At 42.1% G+C, this 23,430-nt stretch carries 23 protein-coding genes and 1 other annotated feature; of the genes, 3 read left to right on the top strand and 20 right to left on the bottom strand.

The window, feature by feature from the left end:
• Window positions 1-215: 215 nt before the first annotated feature.
• From HC660_RS06335 to HC660_RS06325, 3 genes are all read right to left on the bottom strand, one after another.
• Window positions 216-1,367 carry a competence protein CoiA gene (locus HC660_RS06335; protein WP_168747422.1) on the bottom strand — a complete coding sequence of 384 codons (1,152 nt, stop codon included), beginning with the start codon at window positions 1,365-1,367 and terminating at the stop codon, window positions 216-218.
• A 157-nt stretch (window positions 1,368-1,524) separates the two neighbouring features.
• Window positions 1,525-2,181, bottom strand: a complete 657-nt coding sequence (gene mecA / locus HC660_RS06330; protein WP_010333750.1) for an adaptor protein MecA — start codon at window positions 2,179-2,181, stop codon at window positions 1,525-1,527.
• Window positions 2,148-2,273 carry a hypothetical protein gene (locus HC660_RS06325; protein WP_120698858.1) on the bottom strand — a complete coding sequence of 42 codons (126 nt, stop codon included), beginning with the start codon at window positions 2,271-2,273 and terminating at the stop codon, window positions 2,148-2,150. The genes mecA and HC660_RS06325 overlap by 34 nt, the downstream gene beginning before the upstream one ends.
• A 186-nt stretch (window positions 2,274-2,459) precedes the next feature.
• On the opposite strand from HC660_RS06325, the gene HC660_RS06320 reads away from it, so the two are divergent.
• The gene (locus HC660_RS06320; protein WP_168747421.1) at window positions 2,460-3,116 is read left to right on the top strand and encodes a TerC family protein; all 657 of its coding nucleotides are present in this window, start codon (window positions 2,460-2,462) and stop codon (window positions 3,114-3,116) included.
• A gap of 42 nt (window positions 3,117-3,158) precedes the next feature.
• On the opposite strand, the gene spx is transcribed toward HC660_RS06320, so the two are convergent.
• From spx to oppA, 8 genes are all read right to left on the bottom strand, one after another.
• Window positions 3,159-3,554 carry a transcriptional regulator Spx gene (spx, locus tag HC660_RS06315; protein ID WP_010333748.1) on the bottom strand — a complete coding sequence of 132 codons (396 nt, stop codon included), beginning with the start codon at window positions 3,552-3,554 and terminating at the stop codon, window positions 3,159-3,161.
• Window positions 3,555-3,732: 178 nt separating this feature from the next.
• The gene (locus HC660_RS06310; protein ID WP_010333747.1) at window positions 3,733-4,311 is read right to left on the bottom strand and encodes a GNAT family N-acetyltransferase; all 579 of its coding nucleotides are present in this window, start codon (window positions 4,309-4,311) and stop codon (window positions 3,733-3,735) included.
• Between the two features lie 166 nt (window positions 4,312-4,477).
• Window positions 4,478-5,695: an MFS transporter gene (locus HC660_RS06305; protein ID WP_168749415.1), complete on the bottom strand. Its 1,218-nt coding sequence runs from the start codon at window positions 5,693-5,695 to the stop codon at window positions 4,478-4,480.
• Window positions 5,696-5,800: 105 nt separating this feature from the next.
• On the bottom strand, window positions 5,801-6,718 hold the full coding sequence (oppF, locus tag HC660_RS06300; protein ID WP_168747420.1) for an oligopeptide ABC transporter ATP-binding protein OppF: 918 nt from the start codon (window positions 6,716-6,718) through the stop codon (window positions 5,801-5,803).
• A gap of 1 nt (window position 6,719) precedes the next feature.
• Window positions 6,720-7,796 carry an oligopeptide ABC transporter ATP-binding protein OppD gene (oppD, locus tag HC660_RS06295; RefSeq protein ID WP_168747419.1) on the bottom strand — a complete coding sequence of 359 codons (1,077 nt, stop codon included), beginning with the start codon at window positions 7,794-7,796 and terminating at the stop codon, window positions 6,720-6,722.
• A gap of 4 nt (window positions 7,797-7,800) precedes the next feature.
• A complete protein-coding gene (gene oppC, locus HC660_RS06290) occupies window positions 7,801-8,718 on the bottom strand; it encodes an oligopeptide ABC transporter permease OppC (protein ID WP_010333743.1) in 918 nt (305 codons plus the stop codon).
• 3 nt (window positions 8,719-8,721) lie between these two features.
• Window positions 8,722-9,657: an oligopeptide ABC transporter permease OppB gene (gene oppB / locus HC660_RS06285; protein WP_003239289.1), complete on the bottom strand. Its 936-nt coding sequence runs from the start codon at window positions 9,655-9,657 to the stop codon at window positions 8,722-8,724.
• A 112-nt stretch (window positions 9,658-9,769) separates the two neighbouring features.
• A complete protein-coding gene (gene oppA, locus HC660_RS06280; RefSeq protein WP_010333742.1) occupies window positions 9,770-11,407 on the bottom strand; it encodes an oligopeptide ABC transporter substrate-binding protein OppA in 1,638 nt (545 codons plus the stop codon).
• 470 nt (window positions 11,408-11,877) lie between these two features.
• Window positions 11,878-12,089, top strand: a binding site (T-box leader).
• Window positions 12,090-12,147: 58 nt separating this feature from the next.
• On the opposite strand from oppA, the gene trpS reads away from it, so the two are divergent.
• Window positions 12,148-13,140: a tryptophan--tRNA ligase gene (gene trpS, locus HC660_RS06275; protein ID WP_010333741.1), complete on the top strand. Its 993-nt coding sequence runs from the start codon at window positions 12,148-12,150 to the stop codon at window positions 13,138-13,140.
• 40 nt (window positions 13,141-13,180) lie between these two features.
• Here trpS and HC660_RS06270 read toward each other — a convergent pair whose 3' ends face one another.
• From HC660_RS06270 to fabH, 9 genes are all read right to left on the bottom strand, one after another.
• Window positions 13,181-13,933: a YjbA family protein gene (locus HC660_RS06270; protein ID WP_029441208.1), complete on the bottom strand. Its 753-nt coding sequence runs from the start codon at window positions 13,931-13,933 to the stop codon at window positions 13,181-13,183.
• Between the two features lie 202 nt (window positions 13,934-14,135).
• Window positions 14,136-15,050, bottom strand: a complete 915-nt coding sequence (opp4C, locus tag HC660_RS06265) for an oligopeptide ABC transporter permease (protein ID WP_168747418.1) — start codon at window positions 15,048-15,050, stop codon at window positions 14,136-14,138.
• A 15-nt stretch (window positions 15,051-15,065) separates the two neighbouring features.
• Window positions 15,066-16,016 carry an ABC transporter permease gene (locus tag HC660_RS06260; RefSeq protein ID WP_105990589.1) on the bottom strand — a complete coding sequence of 317 codons (951 nt, stop codon included), beginning with the start codon at window positions 16,014-16,016 and terminating at the stop codon, window positions 15,066-15,068.
• 74 nt (window positions 16,017-16,090) lie between these two features.
• Window positions 16,091-17,716, bottom strand: coding sequence for a peptide-binding protein (locus HC660_RS06255; protein WP_168747417.1), 1,626 nt, complete (start codon window positions 17,714-17,716; stop codon window positions 16,091-16,093).
• 88 nt (window positions 17,717-17,804) lie between these two features.
• Window positions 17,805-18,794 (bottom strand): oligopeptide ABC transporter ATP-binding protein AppF, encoded by a 990-nt coding sequence (gene appF, locus HC660_RS06250; protein ID WP_029441207.1) that lies wholly within the window; start codon window positions 18,792-18,794, stop codon window positions 17,805-17,807.
• Window positions 18,791-19,777: an oligopeptide ABC transporter ATP-binding protein AppD gene (gene appD / locus HC660_RS06245; RefSeq protein ID WP_168747416.1), complete on the bottom strand. Its 987-nt coding sequence runs from the start codon at window positions 19,775-19,777 to the stop codon at window positions 18,791-18,793. Before appD ends, appF begins: the two co-directional genes overlap by 4 nt.
• Window positions 19,778-19,967: 190 nt before the next feature.
• On the bottom strand, window positions 19,968-20,753 hold the full coding sequence (locus HC660_RS06240) for a DUF2268 domain-containing putative Zn-dependent protease (protein ID WP_106022351.1): 786 nt from the start codon (window positions 20,751-20,753) through the stop codon (window positions 19,968-19,970).
• A gap of 79 nt (window positions 20,754-20,832) precedes the next feature.
• Window positions 20,833-22,071: a beta-ketoacyl-ACP synthase II gene (fabF, locus tag HC660_RS06235; RefSeq protein ID WP_106022352.1), complete on the bottom strand. Its 1,239-nt coding sequence runs from the start codon at window positions 22,069-22,071 to the stop codon at window positions 20,833-20,835.
• Between the two features lie 22 nt (window positions 22,072-22,093).
• On the bottom strand, window positions 22,094-23,032 hold the full coding sequence (gene fabH / locus HC660_RS06230; protein WP_010333732.1) for a beta-ketoacyl-ACP synthase III: 939 nt from the start codon (window positions 23,030-23,032) through the stop codon (window positions 22,094-22,096).
• Window positions 23,033-23,197: 165 nt separating this feature from the next.
• Between fabH and yjzB the strand changes: the two genes are divergently transcribed.
• On the top strand, window positions 23,198-23,428 hold the full coding sequence (gene yjzB / locus HC660_RS06225; RefSeq protein ID WP_081638273.1) for a spore coat protein YjzB: 231 nt from the start codon (window positions 23,198-23,200) through the stop codon (window positions 23,426-23,428).
• Window positions 23,429-23,430: the final 2 nt, after the last annotated feature.

Genomic DNA, 23,430 nt, shown 5'->3' with positions numbered 1-23,430 from the left:
TTTTCTTTAATTCAAGCCAATTGAAAAAACGGTTGTTTCTCAATAAACTTGTGTTGTGAATATCTTCCGGTTTTTCACTGCCATTTGTCAAATCATATGCAGTTATGAAGAGAACGAATGCCAAAAAAGCAGTAAAAACACGAAAAACCTTTCCTTTTGTGCTTCTCACAACCAGCCCACCACCTTTGTCTTAGGGTGAGCCAAATCAGGAAAACTCATTCGATAAAACAGCTTCTGTCTTTTTCAATGAGATCCTGTAATGATTGGCTGCGCTTTGCGGGCTGATTCAGCACATATACTTCTTTCTGAGTCTCTCTTAAAAATCCCTTCTTGCACAAAAATTCAATGTACTGTTTAACAGCCTCACTGAGACCCTGATCGCTGTATTCTCCTCTGAGTAGAATGTTCTTTTTATGAATGTGTAGTTTGCAGTGCTGCAAAATGGCTGAAAAGCGAATGGGCGCATGTTTATACCCAAGATCCGTAATAAACAGATAAAGATAACCCTGCCATACAAAAACGGGACTCTTGAAAACGGCTCCTTTCTGTACAGGAACAAACACCTCTGTCGGAAGAAAAGAGAGAGGCGTTTGCCGTTTTTCATAAAACAAAAGCCTAAGCCGATTTATATCTTTAGAGAGAAACCGATGAGTTTTGCGGCGAAAACGGAGAATGGCTCCTGTCCAATCTGTGTGCTTAAACGATGAATCCGATTCAGTGAAAAAGAGATCTTCTGCCGCTGCCTGACGGACTGGAATCGTTTGGACGGAGCAGTAAAAATGGGTTGTGTAAAACGGGATCATGTGGCTGAGCCTCAGGAAAGAATGTGTTTTGGGGCAGTAACATAACAGATCGCTGTTCTGACTGGTATTGATAAACTGCCAATGGAAAGCGGACAGCTGGTAAAAGGATGAAGATGTCCGTTTTAAGCGGCTGACCCCAAGAATCCACCGCGGTATCATTCCTGCTTGTTTGAAACCGGCTGTTCTTTTTTGAAAGACATCAGGAGGGAGAGTCGCGCATTGGTATTCAACAGCAAGCGTATTCCCCTTAACTTTCGCCAAGATGTCGGGCCTTTGTTTAATCTCTCGGACATACGGCTCTAAGAGCGGTGAAGCCTTTTGCGTTTTCAGCCATACATATAGCTGCCGTTTTCCTTCTAAGTGATAGGCGCTCTCAGGTTCTATGTCTATCGTGCAGGACTTGTTCTGTTTATGGGCAAAATGCGGCGCTTTCTGAGACCCTAGCTTCACATCGAGCTCCTCTGCACACACCGGGCAAAAAAACCTGGTCTGCTTTAATTTTTCTCTGCTCTGCCTGCCTATGAGGTGGAAAACTTGACCGTCTTCTGTCACAGCACTAAACAATTGTCATCTCTCCTTTCCAGATTCATCACTCTTTCTGGAAATGACCGATGAACTCCTGTTTGCTGATGTTTTGCCTTTATGTATGTTTTTGATTTTCCAGCTTCAATATGTTGTTTTGAAATAGAAAAAAACCGATTTCCGGCAAGAAATCGGTCTGCTATGATGCAAAGTGTTTTTTTATCGTTTCAAGAGCGTGCTCTGACACAACCAGCTTGCCGTATTCTTCAAGTCGGTGTATGCTGATTGAGGATTCAGACGCATACTCCAACAGGATGCTTAGCTGATTTTCAACCTCTTCATCAGTCAAATTGTAAAAATCCACATATAAATAATATCGGTTCTCAAACGAATATAAAGTCGTTTTACTTCCGTTAACGTTTAATTTAGATAGAGAAATTACATCTTCGAAGTCATCAAACCGCAAGACAAATTGTAGCTTTTGTTCCTTCTCTTCCTGATTGACTTCTTGCTCTTCTTTTTGGAAATCATCCAGCAAGGCGTCAAGATCCTCAGATGCTGGTTCTTGTTTTTTATCCTCAGGAATCGGCAGTTCGAGCTTTTGTCCGTCTTTGGAAAGCTGGGCTTTGGTGACGATAATTTCTAATCCTTTGTCCATTGCCTGAACTTGAATCCAAAGAGGGCCTTCAACAGCGAATTCCTCTTCCTCATGAACTTCATCCATAACTTCCCAGAACAGTTCTTCACTGCGCTCACGGTTATACCAAATTTCTTCTCTGTCAAAACCGCGATCTTCAATATCTCCATAAGACATATAAAATTTTACTGTATGCTCGTTAATTCTTTCAATTTCCATTTGCCAACCTTCCCTTCTATATAAGATGTTGAAGGGACATCTAAGCTCCCGATTAATAGTACTTTACTACACTTTACCCATTCCGTCCACATCTTAACCTTGAACCAAGGAAGTGTGAATTCCTTTGTATTTCTATTTTATGATAAATCAGTCACAAAAGAAATAAAAATGCATCTTCGCCCAAAAAATGGCTTGTCTTCCAGCACCGCTATCATAAATTGCGTCCCGCTTCATATATTAGTGGTACAAGCGATGGAACGAAAGCGAGGTGCCGATGCATGGAGCATGACTATCTGATTTCACTGCTGCTTATCGTCGGAATTGATCTGATTCTCGGCGGCGATAATGCAGTCGTGATCGCCATGGCCAGCCGAAATTTGCCGGACAAGCAAAGACAGCAAGCCATTATTCTCGGAACATTTATCGCCGTTGCGATGAGAATCGGATTAACAAGTGCAGCGGTTTATCTTTTGAATATTCCTTTCCTGCAATGTACCGGGGGAATATTCCTTCTATATTTGGGATACCAGCTATTAATTGAAAAAAAAGACGCCCAGCACGTCAAAAGCAGCACCTCTCTATGGAAAGCCATACGAACGATTGTACTCGCAGACCTGTTTATGTCATTGGACAATGTTATTGCTGTCGCAGGAGCGTCGCACGGTGAGCTTTCTCTCGTTATGATTGGTCTGTGTGTATCGGTGCCGGTTATAATTTGGGGCAGCAAACTCATCCACATCGCGCTTGAGAAAATACCGTTATTGATTTATGTGGGAAGCGGATTATTGGCTTATACAGGCGGAGAAATGATTGTCCGGGATCAAAAGCTGTCTTTTTTTATGGCTCAGCACGGCACGGTTGAAGCGCTTCTCCCCATTTTAACTGTCGTCTTTGTGATCCTTGCCAGCATTTATTATCAGCAGGTTGAAAAATAAAAGAAGGCTGATGTCTCAGCCTTCTTTTTAACGTGCGATCTATTAGTTTGCCAAACGCTGTGCTTCTCTTAATTGGAAAGAGCGGACTTTTCTTGGCAAGAAACGTCTGATTTCGTCTTCGTTGTATCCGACCTGCAAACGTTTTTCATCGATGATGATCGGACGGCGAAGCAAACCTGGGTGCTCGTTGATCAAGAGGTACAAGTCTTGCAGCGGCATTGATTCAACGTTCACATTCAATTTTTGGAATACTTTTGAACGGGTTGAGATGATCTCATCTGTTCCGTCCTCAGTCATTCTTAAGATTTGTTTTATTTCATCAATTGATAAAGGTTCAGAGAAAATGTTTCTTTCTACGTACGGAATCTCATGCTCCTCGAGCCACGCTCTCGCCTTTCTGCATGAAGTACAGCTTGGTGATGTGTATAATGTAACCATTCATCTTCACTCCTCTAATTAGTAGGATGAACATCTATTTTATTCTTAAATTGAAATTACTCTAAAAAAGGAATCTTTATAGGTATTATACTATAAAAAAGTAAGTGTGAACAGTGTCCTAAGAAAAAAATGTGTCAATCCAGCAAATTTTATTTTATTCATGTGTTTGCATTCTCAATTAGCTTAACTCATCGAAAATATTTTTTTGCTTTTCTTCATCAATGAGTGTCAGGACTTCATCCGTTTTTTCGTATGATTCCCCGTACCATTTCTCATCTTTATAAGTATGAATGTTTTCATATGTCTGTTTCATGGCTTCAAGAATCTCTTCTTCTGATTCTGTTTTCGGTGACCAGTACAGAATCTCCATCTTATTGACTTCATTCGTAGCCAATGACCGGCGCCGGTACCCAATTGACTGAGCATGCTTAAAATGCTCTCTTTGATAGAATCTCAGGCGTTTTTCTGTATCAGCATCATCTTCATCCACAGGCTCCACCTCAAGCAATATCGGCTTATTTTTCTTTTTCAGCTTGGCAATCAGTTTGCCGCCAAGCCCTTGCCCTCTTGCATCTTTTGACACATACAGATAATCAACGAAGATAAAAGATTCAAATTCCGCAAACATTAAGATATGATGCTTGCCTTCATCTTTATGATAAATATCGCTTCGCTCTTTCAAAAGAGCTTCCATATGCGCTTTTGATTTCAATTCTTCAATTGGAAAGTACTCGCTAAGCTTTTCGTACCAGTTCATTGATTTGCTCCTTATGAGTTCGTTGTCTTCATACTTTTAGATATACCCCATTTCTTCTTGTTTAAACAGCCTTACATCTATAAAGACGTACGAACTTTCCGCATGGTTTCATTTTTTTTCAGCAAGTAAGGCAATTCGTCGTTCCACCGGAGATGTTTGATCATGCTCAATTCGCGTGTCTCTCCCGTTTGTAATGACTCAGGCCGGGCTGCGCCAACGCAATCAAAAAAGTCATGCCATATAATACAGCCGCCGAAATAAAAGCTGTTTTTGCACCGGCAGCATCAGTCAGCAGCCCCATGATGGAATAGGTAACACCAGACCAAGGAGTCAACAGCGCGTTTTTGGCAGCCATCATCCCGATGCGCTTATGTGCCGGAATGACCTCCTGCAATACGGTTTCCTGACATATATCTCTGACTTGATAAAAAGGCCCCATCGCCGCGCAAGCCAGGGCGCATAAAAACGGCAAGGGAGAAACCGCAAAGAGGAATGTCAGCACTGCCATCACAAGTGAGCTGAATATAATCGCGTACCCCATATTTTGCTCAAAACATGCAGAAAAATGGATGGCGATGACACTGCCGATCATAGCACCAATAAAATAAGAAGCGTTAAAGATTCCCCACCATACTTCTGTTTCATGCAGAACCGCCACTGTAAAAGCCAATAGAATAGCGGATGACCAAACTGAGCCGGCAAGAGCTTCTATCATGTCCATTGCAGTGATGTCTCTTACAATCGGGGTTGTCATCAAATCCTTCCATACACTTCTTGCAGATGCTGTTTCAGCTGTTCTTTTCGTTCTTGCATCGTTCACATGAAGCAGGCTGATGACAGCTCCGGAAAAGACAAACAGGCAAATGGCACTGCCGACAACAAACTCAAAAGGTGCAGCAAATGTCAGAAGACCTCCAAGTCCCCAGCCAGCTGTTAAAAACAATTGATTAGCGAGTGAAATCACACCGTTTGCTTTCACGTAATGCTCTTTTGAAACAATAACAGGCAGCAGCGCGAACCTTGCCGGCTGAAAAAAGGCGCCAGAAAATGAAAAACAAAAAACAAACAGCAGCGTCATGATATAGAAGGCAATTCCATCTTGGCTGACACTGTATGCGATTAGCAATGCAAAGACCGCTCTCAGCAGACTTGCACCGGCAAGCACCTTTTTAAAACCAAGCTTATGGAGTACACCCGAAATGCAAAAGCTTGCCGCAACACTTGCAAACGACATGAAGGATAAAATAAGACCCGAAAAAAAGACAGAGTCGGTCATTTGATAGACCTTTACCATTAAAACGATTGTCACCAGGACTCCAGCTAAAGATTGCAGAGATTGCGACAGAAGCAGTGCAAAGACATTTTTCTGACGAAGAATTTGAATAGTGTCCGCCTCCGTTTTTCCTCTAATTGTAAAAGATGTGACTCTTACTTTCTATCATCCTATAAAAAAAATCCTTCAAAACATTTGTTTTGAAGGATTTTCAACTTATGAATAGGCTTTAAATTCCTCTTCCGTGCACATAACAAAATGACCTGGTTTTACTTCACGGAATTCCATCTTTTCTCCATCCTTTAACCGATGCACGGATACATCGTATTTTTGGCGGACACGATTTCTCTCATAATCCGGATCAGGAAGCGGAATGGCAGAAAGCAATGATCTTGTATACGGGTGTAGCGGGTTTTCGTAAAGTTCATCTGCCGGCGCAAGCTCAACCAGCTTACCGAAATACATCACTCCGATACGGTCGCTGATGTATTTGACCATCGATAAATCGTGGGCAATAAACAGGTATGTGAGCCCTTTTTCTTTTTGCAGTTCTTTCATTAAATTCACGACCTGCGCTTGAATGGATACATCCAAAGCGGAAATTGGCTCATCTGCAATAATAAATTCCGGATCTACAGCAAGAGCTCTCGCAATCCCGATTCTTTGCCGCTGACCGCCGGAAAATTCATGCGGATAACGGTTGGCATGCTCCTTGTTTAAACCGACTGTTTGCAGGAGCTCATGAACCCGCTGCATACGCTCTTTCTTCGTTTTCGTCAGCTTATGAATATCAAGGCCTTCTGCAATAATATCTGCGACTGTCATTCTCGGATTCAGCGATGCATATGGGTCCTGGAAAATCATTTGCATTTTGCGGTTGAATTCGAGCAGCTTTTTACGGGATTTTTTACCGTGAACATTTTCACCGTTAAACAGCACCTCGCCATCGGTTGCTTCGTATAGCCGAATGATACTTCGGCCTGTTGTCGATTTACCGCAGCCAGATTCACCAACCAGACCTAATGTTTCACCCCTATAGATATCAAACGACAGGTCATCTACGGCTTTAACCGTTCCTCTCGGCGTAACAAAGTGCTGTTTTAAATGTTTGATTTCTAATAGTTTCTCAGTCAATTTATTCACCCTCTCTCACTAAGACAGGTCTTTGATACGTATTCGCCAGCGTCCGCATTTTCGCTTTTACCGCTTCAGGCGGCTCTACCTTTGGCGCATCAGGATGAAGCAGCCACGATTTCACATAATGAGTATCGGAAACCTTAAACATTGGCGGCTCCTGTTCAAAATCAATTTTCATCGCATATGGACTCCGGAGCGCAAAGGCATCTCCTTTTGGAGGATTTGTCAAATCAGGCGGCGTGCCAGGGATTGCTGTCAGCTGTTCGTCTCCTGAGCTTTCAAGTGTCGGCATGGACGCCAGCAGCCCCCAAGTATACGGATGTCTCGGATCGTAGAAAATTTCGTCTACCGTTCCGGTTTCTACAATCTGTCCCGCATACATCACGGCAACTCTGTCGGCTACGTTAGCAACAACACCGAGATCGTGAGTGATAAAGATGATGGACGTATCAATTTTCTTTTGCAATTCTTTCATCAATTCAAGAATCTGCGCTTGGATGGTCACGTCAAGAGCAGTTGTCGGCTCATCGGCAATTAACAGCTTCGGATTCGCCGCAAGTGCCATCGCAATGACGACACGCTGTCTCATCCCGCCTGAAAACTCGTGCGGAAATTGGTTGACCCGTTTTTCCGGCATTGGGATACCTACTAAATCCAGCAGCTCAACAGCACGCTTTTTCGCAGCTTCCTTTGAAATGTTTTCGTGTTTAAAAAGCACTTCTGTAATTTGCTTGCCGACTTTCATTGTCGGATTTAAAGAGGTCATCGGATCTTGGAATATCATTCCGATCTCTTTCCCCCGTACATTTTGCATCTCTTTTTCAGAAAGCTGCACTAAATCCTTGCCGTCAAATAAAATCTTACCGCGTTTAAAATAACCCGGAGGCATCGGAATCAGCTTCATGATTGCTTGAGATGTCACACTTTTTCCAGAGCCTGACTCCCCGACGATTGCCAATGTTTCTCCTTTATTCAGATGGAAATTCACTCCGCGGATCGCCTGGACCTCTCCGCCGTATGTTTTAAATGAAATCGCTAAATCTTTTACTTCTAATAGGCGTGTCACCCGTATCACTCCCTTATTTACGTAACTTAGGATCCAATGCGTCTCTTAATCCGTCGCCGACAACGTTAAAACCAAACATGGTAATGCAGATAAAACCGGCAGGGAAAAACAAACGCCACGGATAATAGGTCAATGCAGGCAATCCGTCAGAAGCCATCGTTCCCCAGCTTGCAAGAGGAGCCGGAACACCAAGTCCTAAATAGCTTAAAAAGGCTTCTGTAAAAATCGCGGTTGGAACAGTTAGTGTCATCGTGACTAAAATAGAGCCCATTGCGTTCGGCACGATATGTTTAAACAGCAGACGGGATGTTTTTGCCCCGAGTGTCTGCGACGCAAGCACGTATTCCTGATTCTTCAGCTGCAGCACTTGGCCGCGGACGATTCTGGCCATGTTAATCCAGCCCGTAATCGTCATAGCAATAATAATCGTTAACAGCCCTTTCGGAAGAACGACCATCAGCAGGATAACCATTAATAATGAAGGAACAGCCCAAAGGATATCTGCGATACGCATCATAATCTCATCTGTTCTGCCTCCGCGGAACCCTGAAATACTGCCCCAAATCACGCCAATCAGCAAGTCAAGAACAGCGGCTGCGACACCGATAAAGATTGAAATTCGGGCACCTACCCATGTACGGACGAAAATGTCCCTTCCAAGATCATCAGTCCCGAACCAGTGATCTTTTGAAGGCGGCTTATCCGCATTTAAGAGATTGGTAGTCGAATAATCATATTTTGAGAAAATAGGTGCAAAAATCGCCATTAGAATAATGAGAATAATAATAACAAGCCCGACCATCGCAAGCTTATTGCTGCGGAAACGTAGCATCGCATCTTTCCAGAGGGAAAGGCTCTTTTTACTTATTTTCTCAGCATCGCCGGCATTCGCTGCGGCTGGTTCAAACATGTTTTTTGGAATGTTCTGCATGGCCTAGGCTCCTTTCTTTGCTTTGGAAAGCTTGATTCTTGGATCAATAATGCCGTATAACACGTCTACGATTAATACACATAAAAGCAGGATGACACTGAAGAACACCGTTACACCCATAATGACTGTATAATCACGGTTTGTAATACTGTTAACAAAGTGTGCACCAAGCCCCGGTATACCAAAAATGGTTTCAATGATAAAGCTTCCGGTTAAAACTTGAGCGGCCATAGGGCCCATATATGTAACGACAGGCAACAGCGCGTTTCGGATGGCATGTCGCACTGTAACTGCAGGACGTGACAGCCCTTTTGCTTTCGCTGTGCGAATATAATCACTGTTTAACACTTCGATCATGCTTGAACGGGAAAGTCTGGCAATAAACGCCATCGGCATGGAAGCAAGAGCGATGGAAGGCAGAAAGGTGTATGCCCAGGACTCCCACCCCGCGACCGGAAACAGCCCAAGCTTCATGGAGAACACATATTGCAGCACAGCCGCCATGATAAAGCTCGGAACTGAAATACCAAAGATCGTTAAAATCGCGACGGTATAATCCTGCCACTTATTATGGTAAAGGGCTGCAATGACCCCAAACAATACACCTAATGCTAAAGCGAGGAGAATAGCTTCTGCTCCAAGAGTGAATGAAACGGGGAAACCTGAACTGATCAGGTCATTGACACTCTGACCTTTATATTTAAATGACGGTCCGAAATCCCACATTGCAACTGATTTCAAATAACTTACATATTGTACAAACAGCGGCTTGTCCAAGCCATAATGCGCATTTAAGTTTGCTTCAATTTCAGGCGGAAGCTTTTTCTCACCTGAAAATGGCCCGCCCGGTGCTGCTTGCATTAAGAAGAATGTCACGGTTACAATCACAAATAATGTGATGATCATATAGACTAAACGTCTTCCGATATATTTTAGCAAGGGGGAACACCTCCATGGTTTTTACTTTTTTTATACTCCATCAGTAAGAAAGAAAGGTATATGGGGCTTTTTTCCCCATATACCTTGAGGTCTTTTATTTTCAGATAAAGCCTTATTTAAAATATGCGTTTCTGAAATAAACCTCACCAGTACCTGGCATGATAACACCTTTTAGGTTTTCATCCTGTACCCATGTATCAGTGTAGAAATAGATTGGGGCAACCGGCATTTCATCAATGAAAATATTCTCTGCTTTTTTCAGCAGCTCTGCACGTTTTGTTTTATCTGTTTCAGTTTGTGACTGGTTCAGAAGCTTTTTGAATTCTGGATTTTCCCAGCCGGTATCGTTATTTCCTCCGTCTTTGTCACGGAACAACTCAAGGAAGTTAATCGGATCGTTGAAGTCGCCAAGCCAGCCCATACGGCCGACTTGATAATCTTGGCTGTGAAGCTTATCAATATATACATTCCATTCTGAGTTATCAAGCTCAATATTAACGCCTAAATTTTTCTTCCACATTTCTTGCACTGCTTGAGCGATTTTTGCATGTGCATCATCCGTGTTATAAGATAATTTGATTTTCGGCAGGTCAGATGCCTTGCTTAAGCCCATTTCTTTCAGGCCTTTTTCAAGGTATTCTTTTGCCGTTTTGACATCGTTGTCTTTGAAGTAGCCTTCTTTGTTATCTTCAAATCCTTTCATTGTCGGCGGAACTGCGGCCATAGCCGGGATTTGCTCACCTTGTGTAACGTTTTTAACAATCGATTGGCGGTCAATTGCATATGTTAAAGCTTTACGGATATTTATGTTGTCTAACGGCTTCGCTTCAGTGTTAAATTTGTACCAATACACACCTGCAATCGGCTCAACATGTAAAGAACCGTCTTTTTTCAAGCTAGGCAGAGATTCAGTCGGAAGCTGTCCGAGCGGCATACCGGCCCAATCAAGTTCACCAGCTTGGAATTTTTTCAGTTCAGTATTGTTGTTGTTGATCATAACCATATTGATTTTCTTCAGTTTGACTTTGTCTTTATCCCAGTATTGATCATTCTTTTCAAGATCGATAGATCCGCTGTGTTTCCATGCCGTCATCTTAAATGGTCCGTTTGACACGTAATCATCTCCGGCATCTGTGTTCCACTTTTTGTTTTTCTCTGCAATCTTTTTGTTAATCGGCATATAAGTATAAAATGCTGTTAATTCAGTGAAGTATGGAGTTGGGTTGTTTAGTTCAACCTTTAATGTTTTATCGTTTTCAGCTTTCACTGCCACATCATCAAGGCTGCCTTTACCGGTATTTGCCGCCTCAGCACCTTTTATGTAGTAGAGCTGGTAAGCGTATTGTGATTCGTTATTAGGATCAAGCGCCCATTTCCATGCATATTCAAAATCTTGCGCTGTGACAGGGTCGCCATTTGACCACTTTGCACCATCACGAATCGTAAACGTATAGGTTTTTCCATCTTTGCTTGTTTCAATTTTAGAGGCTGCGCCTTCTTCAGGCTCTCCATCTGCATTAATACGTGTCAATCCTTCAAAAGTCTGACGGATAACACCGCCTGATACCGAGTCATTTGCCAATCCCGGATGTAAGGAGAACGGCTCAGTTTTAATATTAATGTTAAGAGTTGTCTTCCCTTTGCTGTCTTTTTTCCCATCACCGTTTGAACCGCTGCCGCCAAAGCCGCATGCGCTCAGTACGAGAGTGAAAATGAGCATTAACGTGACAATCGACCAACGTTTTTTCATATCCACAAACCCCCTAATAATCATTTTTCAGCTCCTTACGGCTAAATCCTCAGAAATATCAGACAAATGAACCTGAATTTGCATAACTTTTATTCTGTTCCGTCTTTTCTGATTATTTTTGTAAAAAAGCTGTAACAATAGAGTGAACAAGTTCATTATAATGAAACAAATTCTTTATTGCAATATTATTTTATCAATTTAAAATTTTTAAACTTCGTTAGTTTTTCTGCCAATAACGCGATATCCTTCTACCGTTTAAAGCATAAATTGATTAAAAACTATTGTAGGAGTTTCCAATCCATATTGCTTTATACATATAATATCTAGCTGTTTAACCGCTGAGAGCTGTTATCATTTGGGCGATTTACGGCTGTTCTATTATTTATATCATTACAATTTTCATGCAAAAAGAATGTTTTTTCAGGATGACAATTGGTTATAATTGATTTATAATGAAGCAATCAAAAGAAAAGCTTGCTATGAAAAAGAGTAGTACACATTTCACCCGTTTGAAGAGAGTCTGCGGTGCTGGGAGCAGATAACGGGCAATGTGGAATGGACTTTGGAGCAGCTGACCGAACCAAAAAGTAGGCTCAGCCGGAGCAGTCTCCGTTACAAACGCCAGAGTGATTCCATTTTAATGGAATAATCAGGGTGGTACCACGGTTCATTCGTCCCTTTTTTACAGGGGAAGAATGAGCCTTTTTTATTATGTTTTAAGAAATGAGGTTGATTTTCCAATGAAACAGACGATTTTTTCAGGCATCCAGCCGAGCGGTTCCGTTACACTCGGCAACTACATCGGTGCAATGAAGCAGTTTGTCGAACTCCAGCATGATTATAACAGCTATTTTTGCATCGTAGACCAGCATGCGATCACAGTTCCTCAGGATCGGCTTCAGCTGAGAAAGAATATCCGCAGTTTGGCGGCGCTTTATCTAGCTGTCGGTCTCGACCCTGAAAAGGCAACGCTGTTTATTCAATCAGAGGTTCCCGCACATGCACAGGCCGGTTGGATGATGCAGTGCGTCGCTTATATCGGCGAGCTTGAGCGAATGACTCAATTTAAGGACAAGTCAAATGGAAAAGAAGCAGTTGTCTCGGGTCTGTTAACATACCCGCCGCTGATGGCTGCAGATATTCTGCTGTACGGAACAGACCTTGTGCCTGTCGGCGAGGATCAAAAGCAGCATCTTGAGCTGACACGAAACCTTGCAGAGCGATTTAACAAAAAATATAACGATATCTTTACAATTCCCGAAGTGAAGATTCCAAAAGTAGGCGCTCGGATCATGTCTCTGACTGACCCACTGAAGAAAATGAGTAAATCTGATCCGAACCAGAAATCTTTTATTACATTGCTGGATGAACCAAAGCAGCTTGAAAAGAAAATCAAAAGCGCTGTGACTGATTCTGAAGGTATTGTAAAATTTGATAAAGAAAACAAACCTGGCGTTTCCAATCTACTTACGATTTATTCAATTCTCGGCAATACGACGATTGAAGAGCTTGAAGCGAAATACGAAGGAAAAGGCTATGGCGAGTTCAAAGGTGATTTGGCAGAAGTGGTAGTCGGTGCATTGAAGCCAATTCAAGACCGTTATCATGAACTGATTGAGTCCGAAGAATTAGACCGGATTCTTGATGAAGGCGCTGAGCGGGCGAACCGGACAGCGAACAAAATGCTCAAAAAAATGGAAAACGCCATGGGTCTTGGCCGAAAAAGACGCTAATCAAAAAACCGCTCTTGCGATTTGCAAAGAGCGGCTTTTTTTAGTTTACCTTTGATTCATTTTCCATTTCCCAAAGCTTCTCGAAAAAAGGCTGTCCTTTGATCAGGTTTTCGCAAAAAGCCAAATGCTTGTCCGACCAGCCTTCAATCGTTTCGTTATACAGCATGTCCCAAATCTCTTCAAAGCTCATCCGTTTGATTTGTTCATACATATGCGGGTTCCACTCTGTGTACCAGTAGCCGATCTCCGCACGGTTTTTCAGCCCTTTTAATTGATCCAGCGCCATAAACATAAGCTGCTTAATTTGCCGCTCTTTTCTCGTTAATCCTCTGACGTGCTCTGGTGCCAATGATAAGATATGATATTCTTTTGAGGACTCCAGCTTCTTCGGCTCAAATTCATACGTTTCCGGCTCTACATCTTTCACCATTTCATACACAAGCTGCTCCTGCCGCGGGATAAGGCGGCTTTTTCTGACAGGGATCGTGTAGCCGATTGTATCAACAGCCAAAATGCCGATTCCGTCTGTCACAACAAAACAATACTCCAGCTTTGTGCGTTCATGATTTTTGCGAATGTACGATTTTTGATGAACCTCTTCAAGCAAATCTTTCGGAAGCTCTGACAAATCATTTTCTATGTAATGAAACAGTACTGACGGCACCCTTAAGAGAGGCACCTGATCCAAAAGCTCAACCGTATCTTCCTTGCGCCATTCATGAAAGTGGCATACATTGTAGCCATTTTCTTCCCCTTCAAACCAATTGACCCACACATCATGAAGAAATAACATCTCTAACCCCTCACTTTATAAAAACTGTTGTCCACAGTATAGGCAAGGTGCAGAGAAATTATTCCATAGAGATTGAGGAAATCTGGAATAACTGGGTTTCTTTTATGAACACAAGAAGCAGACTTCCTCGTATATTTTCTGACAAAGGAAATCTGCTTACTTCAGGAATTTGTTACATTTTCTAACGAACAAAATTTTCATTTTATTTAATATTTTTAGGATCAAGAGCATCCCGCAAACCGTCTCCGACAAAGTTGAAGCACAGCACAGTAATTAAAATAAATAGCCCGGGAAATAATGGGTACCACCATGCTTGAATCATCAACGTAAAGTTTTGCGCATCTTGAAGCATATTCCCCCAACTTGCAATTGGAGGCTGGATTCCAAAGCCCAGATAACTTAATGTTGATTCAGCTAGAATTACACTGCCCACTTTTAAAGTGGCTGAGACAATTATTGGTCCTAAACAATTGGGTAATATATGCGAAAAAATGACTTTGTAATTTTTAGTCCCAATCGTTTTAGCAGCTAATACGAATTCTCTTGATCTCAGTGATAAAAACTCTCCTCTAACCAGCCGCGCTGTTGTTGTCCAACCTGTCAGAGAAAAAATTAAAATTAACTTATCCATACCCGGCTGAAAAATTGTTACCAATGTAATAAGGAGAAAAATATCTGGAATAGATAGAACTACATCTACTATCCTCATCAAAATAGCATCTACTATACCTTTAAAATATCCTGCCACAGCGCCAACTACAGTGCCTATTGTAATTGCACCAATTACTGAAGCAAAACCGACTAATAAGGAAACACGAGCCCCATATAACACCCTTGTGAATATATCACGGCCAAATTTATCTGTTCCCATTAAATTTTTAGAGCTTGGCGGCTTCAGTTTATTTAATAGTGACTGACTTTCTGGCGAATAAGGCGCAATAAAAGGTGCAAAAACGGCCATTAAAATAATGACTGTTAAAATAATACCTCCTATAACAGCCAACTTATTCTTTAAAAATTTTTCAAAAAAAATCTTAGTCATTGTTTCTGGTTTTTGTCTAATATTTTCTTTTAGCTTTACCTCATTAGAGGGAGCTGCAGTATTCGGTATTGTCATATGTACCTCCCCCTTTTAATATTCGATTCGCGGATCAACTAATGCATATAAAATATCCGCTATCAAGTTTCCTAGTACAACCAAAACAGCGGAAATAACAGTCATCGCCATAATAACCGGATAATCTCTGGAAAATGCTGAATCAATAAATAACTTCCCAAGTCCCGGCCAAGTAAAAATCTGTTCTACCACGACAGCACCACCAATAAATGACGGGATCATCAATCCGAAAATTGTAATAACAGGAAGAAGACCATTTCTTAAGCCATGTTTGAAAATCACTTTATTTTCTCTAAACCCTTTTGCACGAGCTGTTCTTATATAGTCCTGTTTCAATACATCGAGCATACTTGAACGTGTATAACGAGTAATACCAGCCATATCAGCAGTTGCTAAAACAAAAGCAGGTAAAATTAAATGATGAAGTCTGTCAAAAATGTTAAAATCAGCATTTAAAGTACTAACGCCCCCCGTAGGAAACCAACCGAGATTTACCGAAAGAATCATAATTAGAATTAATCCGAACCAAAAATTAGGTATTGCCAGACCTAAGAATGACGTGACAGTTATACCGTAGTCAAGCTTTGAATAAGGGCGTTTTGCAGAAAGAACACCGAAAGGAATGGAAATCAGAAGAGCAACAAGTGTTGAAAATACCATGAGCACCAGAGTGTTGGGTAAACGTGATAGGATTAAGTCGGAAACAGGTGTACCTTTTTTAACAATAGATGTACCAAAATCTCCTTGCAACATGTTTCCAAGCCATTTTAAATATTGAACTGGTTCAGGATCATTAAGTCCGTACTTTTCTATAAATTTTGCTCTGTCCGCTTGACTGATTGTCGGATCCATCATAAGTGACATCGGATCACCTGGTGCCGCTTTCATTATCGCAAAAGATAATATTGTAATGCCCAAAAGAATCGGCAGAGACATTAATGTTCTACGAACAATATATGTAACCATATTCTTGTCCCCTTTTCTAAAATAGGATAAAGAGGAAAGGATGCTGAATCCTCACCTCTCTAGGGATATAATTTTTATTGTTCAAGCCACCATTTCTCAATATGGTATAAGTCATTCTTAGGATGGAATACGTACCCATGCATGTTTGCCGGAATTGCCCTATGATAATTGTAATAAAATAAGAATGAATAAGGCTGATCCTCTGCAATCAATTTATAAATTTCTTCGTATTTTTTCTGATATTCTTTTCTGTCTGTGATTGACTTTGCCTCAACTAAGAGTTTATCAACCTTAGGGTTTTTGTACCAAATGTTGTTCAAGCCATTTTCAGACTGACTTGAATGGAAGATCGTGTATTGGTCAGGGAACGTAGCTAGACTCCATCCGAGCAGTAATGCATCATAATCCCAATTTGGCGGACTCGTCTGTTCAATAAGAGCACTAAATTCTACAATTTGCGGTTTTGCTTCAATTCCTACTTCTTTTAGCTGCTGCTGAACAACAACCGCTAAATCTTCCCGAATTTTATTGCCTTGATTGGTCTTAATGGTAAACGAGAATTTCTTTCCGTCCTTATCAAGGTAACCGTCTCCGTCTGTATCTTTCCATCCCGCTTCTTTCAGTAGCTTTTTAGCTTTTTTAGGATTGTAATCAAATGTAGGCACATCACTTTTCGGGTAATTCCAAGATAGCGGACTTTCAGGAACGTTTGCGACTTCACCATCACCGTTTAATACTTGATCCACCATTGCTTTTCGATCAAGTGCGTGCGTAAGAGCTTGGCGGACTTTTTTGTCTTTAAATAAATCTTTTTTTTCATTCCATCCGATATAGCTGTAGTTCAAACCAAGATCTGATTTAACTTGCACATTATCAAATGTTTTGACTGTCTCAAAATCAGTACCCGGGACAACAAAGAAATCAATATCTCCCGCCTTTAACTGGGCAATAGCTGCATTTGAATCTGGGATTGTTTTTACTGTAACTGTATCTAAATATGGTCTTCCGCCGTAATAATCTTCATTGGCTTCAAGTTTTACATAATCCCCTTTTTTCCATTCAGCAAACTTGAATGGACCTGAACCAATCGGATTCTTCCTGTTAAATTCATTTTCGCCTAAATCTGCAACTGGTACTTTCCCTAAAATGTGTTTAGGCAAAATACCGTAACTATCTAGAACAACATTGTAAAAATATGCATCTTTTTTCTTTAATTTAAATTCAACTTCATAATCACCTTTTTTTGTAACAGACTTTAGTGATTCAAAACCAGAGCCGCGTTCACCATTATAATCCTTATTTAAAGGTATGCTGTATGTGAAAACGACATCATCCGCTGTAAGTTCTTTTCCGTCATGGAATTTTACACCTTTTCTGATCTTGACATTATAAGTCAGACCATCCTTGGATTCTGTCACTTTCTCGGCTAATGCAGGCTTCACATTTAACTTTTCATCTGTTTCCAGTAAAGTGCTATAGATCATCCCTTCAATATCAGAACTGGAAACGTCAGTAGAGTAAAGCGGGTTAAACAAAGTGGGCTCCCCAGTTGAACCAACAACCAAGTCCCCGCCCTGCTGCGGTTTGCCGGTTGATTTTTTCTCGCTGCTGCTTGATTTCGATCCCGAGCAGGCCGATAAAAAGATGGCCATCACCATCAATACACTTAGCATCATCAGTGCGGTTTTACGTCTTTTCATTCCATATTCCCCCTCTTGAAATGTTCGTTCTTCTTAGCTGCTGTTTATGTAGTATGCATACCCCCTCTCAAAGCTGTGCGGGCGACAGTTAGCTATAAAGGTGACAAGCCACAAAATGGCTGGGAGCAGCTTCTTTGAATTCTGGTATTTGTTCCTTGCATATTGGTTTTGCAACGGGACATCTCGTATGGAAAACACAGCCTTTTGGCGGATTGGCCGGGCTGGGCAGTTCTCCTTTCAGGACGATGCGTTCGCGTTTGACAGATCCTTTTTTTCTTGTAACCGGGACAGATGATAAAAGCGCTTGGGTGTATGGGTGGAGCGGATTGTCATATAACTCGTGCTTATCGGTCAGTTCCATCATTTTGCCAAGGTACATTACCCCGACTCTGTCGCTGATATGGCGGACGACACTTAAATCATGAGAGATAAATAGATACGTCAGATTAAATTCTTCCTGCAATTCTTCCATTAAGTTGATGACCTGGGCCTGAATCGATACATCAAGTGCAGAAACCGGTTCGTCTGCAATGATAAGCTCCGGATTCAGCGTGAGGGCTCTCGCAATGCCGATCCGCTGACGCTGTCCGCCGGAAAATTCATGAGGATAGCGGGAGGCAAACGACGGATGAAGACCTACTCTCGCAAGCAGCTCTTCGACTTTCTCATTTCGTTCTCGCATCGTGTACATATGGTGCGTGTTAAAAGGCTCCTTAATAATAGAACGCAGCGTTTTTCTTGGATTCAGCGAAGCGAATGGATCTTGAAAGACCATCTGGATATTTTTGCGGACGTTTTTTCGTAAATTCTCCTCTGACAGATTGGAAATATCCTGCCCCTTAAAGAAAATTTGGCCTTCAGTCGGTTTGTACAGCCTGATCATCGTCCGGCCGGCAGTCGATTTTCCGCAGCCCGATTCTCCAACGATTCCGAGTGTTTCTCCTTTTTTTAAGGAAAACGAAACACCGTCCACCGCTTTTACATCACCAACTTTTCTTTGAAAAAAGCCTGAGCGGATCGGGAAATATTTTTTCACGTCCCGAAGTTCTAAAATTGTTTCCTGATTAGCTGCTGTCATGATTGTTCGGCACCTTCTTCCTCATATAAAAAGCATCTCACTGACCTTCCGCTTTTGTGTGTCAAAAGCGAAGGCTGATGGGTCAAGCATTTATCCATGGCTTTTGGGCACCTTGGAGCAAAACGGCACCCCGGCGGCAAATTATCTGGAGTCGGCACGCTGCCTTTAATCGCATTTAATTTATCAATCTCTCCATCTATGACGGGAATCGACATAAGCAGTCCTTCTGTATAAGGATGAAGGGGCTCTAAAAATAACTCATCGACTGAAGCATTTTCTACGACTTGTCCGCAGTACATGACAATCACTCTGTCGGCTGCTTCCGATACAACACCTAAGTCATGTGTAATCAGCAAAATTGACGTATCAAACTTCTGGCAGAGATCCTTCATAAGCTCCAGCACTTGGGCTTGTATCGTCACGTCTAACGCCGTTGTCGGTTCATCGGCAATCAGCAGTTTTGGATTACAGCTGAGCGCGATGGCGATCATTACCCTCTGCCTCATTCCGCCAGATAGACGATGCGGATATTCCTTCATAATTTGCTCCGCTCTTGAAAACCCAACCATCTTCAAGAGTTCGACGGCTCTTTGATACGCTTCTTTTTTCTTCATGTTTTTATGGTAAATCAGCACTTCGGTAATTTGTTCTCCGATCGTTAACACCGGATTGAGGGAGGTCATTGGTTCTTGAAAGATCATGGATACTTCGTTTCCGCGGATTTTGCAATAGTCATTTTCAGTGAATGAGGTGAGGTCCTTGTCTTCGAGTTTAATCGTACCGTCCATGATTTTTCCGCCTGAGCTCTGGACAAGACCCATAATAGACAATGAAGTAATACTTTTGCCGGAGCCGGATTCGCCTACAAGCGCGACGGTTTCGCCTTTTTTGATGTAGAAATCGACTCCGTCCACCGCAGGGATCGGCTCCTTTTTTCTAAAAAAATAAGTCTTTAAATTATTCACTTCTAAAAGTGTGCTCATGCTAGCTCCCCTTTCCCCCTCTTGTCGTCAAACGTTTTCAAGAGAAAGTAATCCCTTTATTCAGAAATAATAAATAATATTGAATTATCGAAAAATTTTATAGTTGTATATTATTACAATCATTTTGCAAAATCAAGAATTTTTTAGGATAAATGTAATATTATTAACGAAATTCCATTATTTTATTCTATTAAAGCGTTGCCTTCAAAAAGGTTTCAGGAGAGATGGACAGCCCGTCTGCTGTATTGGCTTTGTTCTCTGATAAATATTTTTTTACAATATTGAATCCGACTGCATATCCAAGCATTTTCGGCTGGTATCCTTTGCCGTATAAAAGCTGATCGAACAATCGATGTTCCCGTTTGATGTTCAAATGGGGAGCAATCTTTTTTTCGTAAAAAACCTCAAGCTGCAGAGGGGTATACCAGTTGGTCCATTCAGCCGTTTGACTCTGGCCTAACCTCTCATAAACAGCATATTCTGCCAGCCCCTCCATGATGATTGTATCAAGTAATGTGACGTCTTTTTCCTCTTTAGTCATATGATCTAACCGGCAAACATGATGATATTCATGTGTCATAAGGGCTGACACCGAGGATAATTCGATATCTGACGAGAGAAAGAGAAACATTTTATCTGGAAAGGCGAGCCCTGATTTTGATCCGAATTCTAAACGGATTCTTCTGTTTCGTTCATCAACCGGCAGTGCTACGATTGGCACGTCAGGTCCTTGCCACTTCTTTTTGAGATACTGCTCCTCTTTTTGTATATGCTGAAAAAGTCCTTTTTCTTTCAGAATGGAAGACGTGCTTATTCCCTCTTCTATGTTTTTAAACATTCCGTGATGCTGCAAATGTCTCAAGATGCCTTTCCAGTCTTCTTTCTCCGTTCCTGAAAAGTGCGGGACAATGTAATGCGCCAGATCATCTATTGAAGCGGCTTTTTCAAACCATTTGTATGTTTGTTCCACGCTCATGCTATCGCCTCCTCTTTTTTATCCTATGCGCACGAAAAAAACCGGCTACCCTTTTAGGGCAGCCGGTTTGGCGTCATGATTACTGATATTTTTTGAAGATGAGCGTTGCATTATGTCCGCCGAATCCCAGTGAGTTGCTGAGAACATAGCTGAGATCCTGTCTGCGTGCTTCACCAGGCACATAATCTAAATCGCATTCTTCGTCAGGCGTTTCAATATTGATTGTTGGCGGGATCATGCCTTCTTTAATGGCAAGGATAGAGAAAATGGCTTCAATACCGCCCGCCGCGCCTAGAAGGTGGCCCGTCATAGATTTTGTAGAGCTTACCGCAAGTTTGTAGGCATGCTCGCCAAAAACAGTCTTAATCGCCATTGTTTCGTATTTGTCATTGTAATATGTGCTTGTGCCGTGAGCATTGATATAGTCAATCTCTTCAGGCGCAATGCCCGCATCTTTAATGGCTTCTTGCATCGCTCTCGCTCCGCCTTCGCCGTCTTGGGCAGGCGCTGTGATATGATAAGCGTCTCCCGTCGAGCCGTAACCGACGATTTCTCCGTAAATTTTAGCGCCGCGTGCAAGTGCGTGCTCAAGTTCCTCAAGAACGATAATTCCCGCACCTTCACCCATGACGAATCCATCACGGTTTTTATCAAACGGACGGCTTGCTGTTTTCGGATCCGGATTTGTAGAAAGCGCTTTGTTGGCACTGAAGCCAGCGAATGACATTCTAGTCAGCGGCGCTTCTGTTCCGCCTGTGATCATAGCGTCTGCATCGCCGCGCTGAATGACTTTAAACGCGTCACCGATAGAGTTTGTTCCTGTTGCACATGCTGTTACCGTACAAGAGTTAACTCCCTTTGCTCCTAAAGCAATAGAAATTTGGCCTGTCGCCATATCAGGAATCATCATCGGCACAAAAAACGGGCTTACCCGTCTTGGGCCTTTTGTTAAGAAGATTTCAAATTGAGACTCAAGCGTTTCAAGTCCTCCGATTCCGGAACCAACCCAAACACCGACTCTCGGCGCAATTTCATCAGTAATTTTAAGACCTGCGTCTTCAACTGCCATTTTCGCAGCGACAACCGCATATTGAGTGAAACGGTCCATTTTTCTTGCTTCTTTTTTGTCCATGTAATCTTCAACATTAAAGTCTTTTAATTCAGCGGCTACTTTAGCCGGATATTCTTCAGCATCAACACGAGTGATCGGACCAATTCCGGACACACCGTTGATTGCGTTATTCCAACTTGTATCAACGTCGTTGCCAAGCGGAGACAATGCTCCGAGTCCTGTAACAACTACTCTTTTTTTACTCATCTTGTGTGCACCTCACCTTTTTTTATCGGCCCCAGCGGATTGCAATGGCGCCCCAAGTTAATCCTCCGCCGAATCCTACCATGACGATCACATCGCCATCTTTGATTTTACCGGCTTCCAATTCTTCTACGAGAGAAATAGGAATGGATGCGGCAGAAGTGTTTCCATATTTATGAACAGTTTTAGACATCTTTTCGACAGGAAGCTCTAAACGCTCACGTGCAGCTTCCATGATGCGGATGTTCGCCTGATGCGGAATCAAAAAGTCAACGTCCTCTTTTGAGAGCCCTGCTTTTTCAATGACATTTACGCATGATTCACCCATTTGGCGGACCGCAAATTTGAAAACTTCACGTCCATTCATGATTGTATGTCCTTTTTCATTCAGATACAAGTGCTGACCGCCTGTGCCGTCTGCTCCTAGTTCAAATGAAAGGATTCCTCTGTCATCACTGACTGGCCCGACTACCGCAGCGCCCGCTCCGTCACCAAACAGAACGGCTGTGTTGCGGTCTTCCCAGTCTGTAATGCTTGAGAGCTTTTCTACACCGACAACAAGGACATGCTTATAGGTTCCGGATTCAATAAATTGTTTACCGGTTACAACCCCGTACATAAAGCCTGCACAAGCCGCGCTGATATCCATGGCACATGCTTTCTTTGCGCCGAGCTGCTCTTGAATCATACAAGAAACTGTAGGAAATGACTGATCAGGTGTGACAGTCGCAACGAGAATCATATCGAGATCCTCAGCGGACACTTCAGCTTGTTCCAGCGCTTTTTTCGCTGCTGCCACAGCCATATGTGATGAATATACGTCATCTGCGGCAATTCTTCTTTCTTCTATTCCTGTTCTTGTACGAATCCACTCGTCAGAAGTTTCAACCATTTTTTCTAAATCATGATTTGTTAAAACCTTCTCAGGGATATAACGTCCAACTCCAAGTATTCCAGCTTTCATAAGGGAAGACTCCTTTATATAGTTAATTTAGAAGATCAATCAGGTTATGATCAATTATTAGTATCAGGTACTAATTCTATCCTATTTTTTTTCACATGGCAATATATTCGTCTAAACTATCAGTTCAACTTACTCATAGAGTATGGTATATGGAAAAGGAGGCGTATGCAGGTGGATGTGTTTTCAAAAATGATGTTCGGCGATAACGCCAAACAAAAAACAGAAAAAGAAGAAGTGCAGGAGGAGGAGGTTTCCCCGACCAACGAAGAAGAGACGATTGATTACATGTATATCATGAACCAAATCGGTTCGATTATGAACTCTCTCGATCAAATCAAACCCGCTCTGAAGGAGCTCGCACCTATGGTATCCGCTATTAAAAAGAAAATCATGTGAAA

Origin of the sequence: Bacillus mojavensis, from assembly GCF_012648005.1 — a bacterium.
Lineage (GTDB): Bacteria > Bacillota > Bacilli > Bacillales > Bacillaceae > Bacillus > Bacillus mojavensis.
This window is presented reverse-complemented; position numbering and strand designations above follow the sequence as displayed.

Bases quoted from the DNA above. Each gene is read 5' to 3' on its own strand.
- mecA (WP_010333750.1), bottom strand. From the start codon at position 2,181: ATGGAAATTGAAAGAATTAACGAGCATACAGTAAAATTTTATATGTCT.
- HC660_RS06325 (WP_120698858.1), bottom strand. From the start codon at position 2,273: ATGTGGACGGAATGGGTAAAGTGTAGTAAAGTACTATTAATCGGGAGC.
- HC660_RS06320 (WP_168747421.1), top strand. From the start codon at position 2,460: ATGGAGCATGACTATCTGATTTCACTGCTGCTTATCGTCGGAATTGAT.
- spx (WP_010333748.1), bottom strand. From the start codon at position 3,554: ATGGTTACATTATACACATCACCAAGCTGTACTTCATGCAGAAAGGCG.
- HC660_RS06310 (WP_010333747.1), bottom strand. From the start codon at position 4,311: ATGAACTGGTACGAAAAGCTTAGCGAGTACTTTCCAATTGAAGAATTG.
- oppC (WP_010333743.1), bottom strand. From the start codon at position 8,718: ATGCAGAACATTCCAAAAAACATGTTTGAACCAGCCGCAGCGAATGCC.
- oppA (WP_010333742.1), bottom strand. From the start codon at position 11,407: ATGAAAAAACGTTGGTCGATTGTCACGTTAATGCTCATTTTCACTCTC.
- trpS (WP_010333741.1), top strand. From the start codon at position 12,148: ATGAAACAGACGATTTTTTCAGGCATCCAGCCGAGCGGTTCCGTTACA.
- HC660_RS06270 (WP_029441208.1), bottom strand. From the start codon at position 13,933: ATGTTATTTCTTCATGATGTGTGGGTCAATTGGTTTGAAGGGGAAGAA.
- opp4C (WP_168747418.1), bottom strand. From the start codon at position 15,050: ATGACAATACCGAATACTGCAGCTCCCTCTAATGAGGTAAAGCTAAAA.
- HC660_RS06260 (WP_105990589.1), bottom strand. From the start codon at position 16,016: ATGGTTACATATATTGTTCGTAGAACATTAATGTCTCTGCCGATTCTT.
- HC660_RS06255 (WP_168747417.1), bottom strand. From the start codon at position 17,716: ATGAAAAGACGTAAAACCGCACTGATGATGCTAAGTGTATTGATGGTG.
- appF (WP_029441207.1), bottom strand. From the start codon at position 18,794: ATGACAGCAGCTAATCAGGAAACAATTTTAGAACTTCGGGACGTGAAA.
- appD (WP_168747416.1), bottom strand. From the start codon at position 19,777: ATGAGCACACTTTTAGAAGTGAATAATTTAAAGACTTATTTTTTTAGA.
- HC660_RS06240 (WP_106022351.1), bottom strand. From the start codon at position 20,753: ATGAGCGTGGAACAAACATACAAATGGTTTGAAAAAGCCGCTTCAATA.
- fabF (WP_106022352.1), bottom strand. From the start codon at position 22,071: ATGAGTAAAAAAAGAGTAGTTGTTACAGGACTCGGAGCATTGTCTCCG.
- fabH (WP_010333732.1), bottom strand. From the start codon at position 23,032: ATGAAAGCTGGAATACTTGGAGTTGGACGTTATATCCCTGAGAAGGTT.
- yjzB (WP_081638273.1), top strand. From the start codon at position 23,198: ATGCAGGTGGATGTGTTTTCAAAAATGATGTTCGGCGATAACGCCAAA.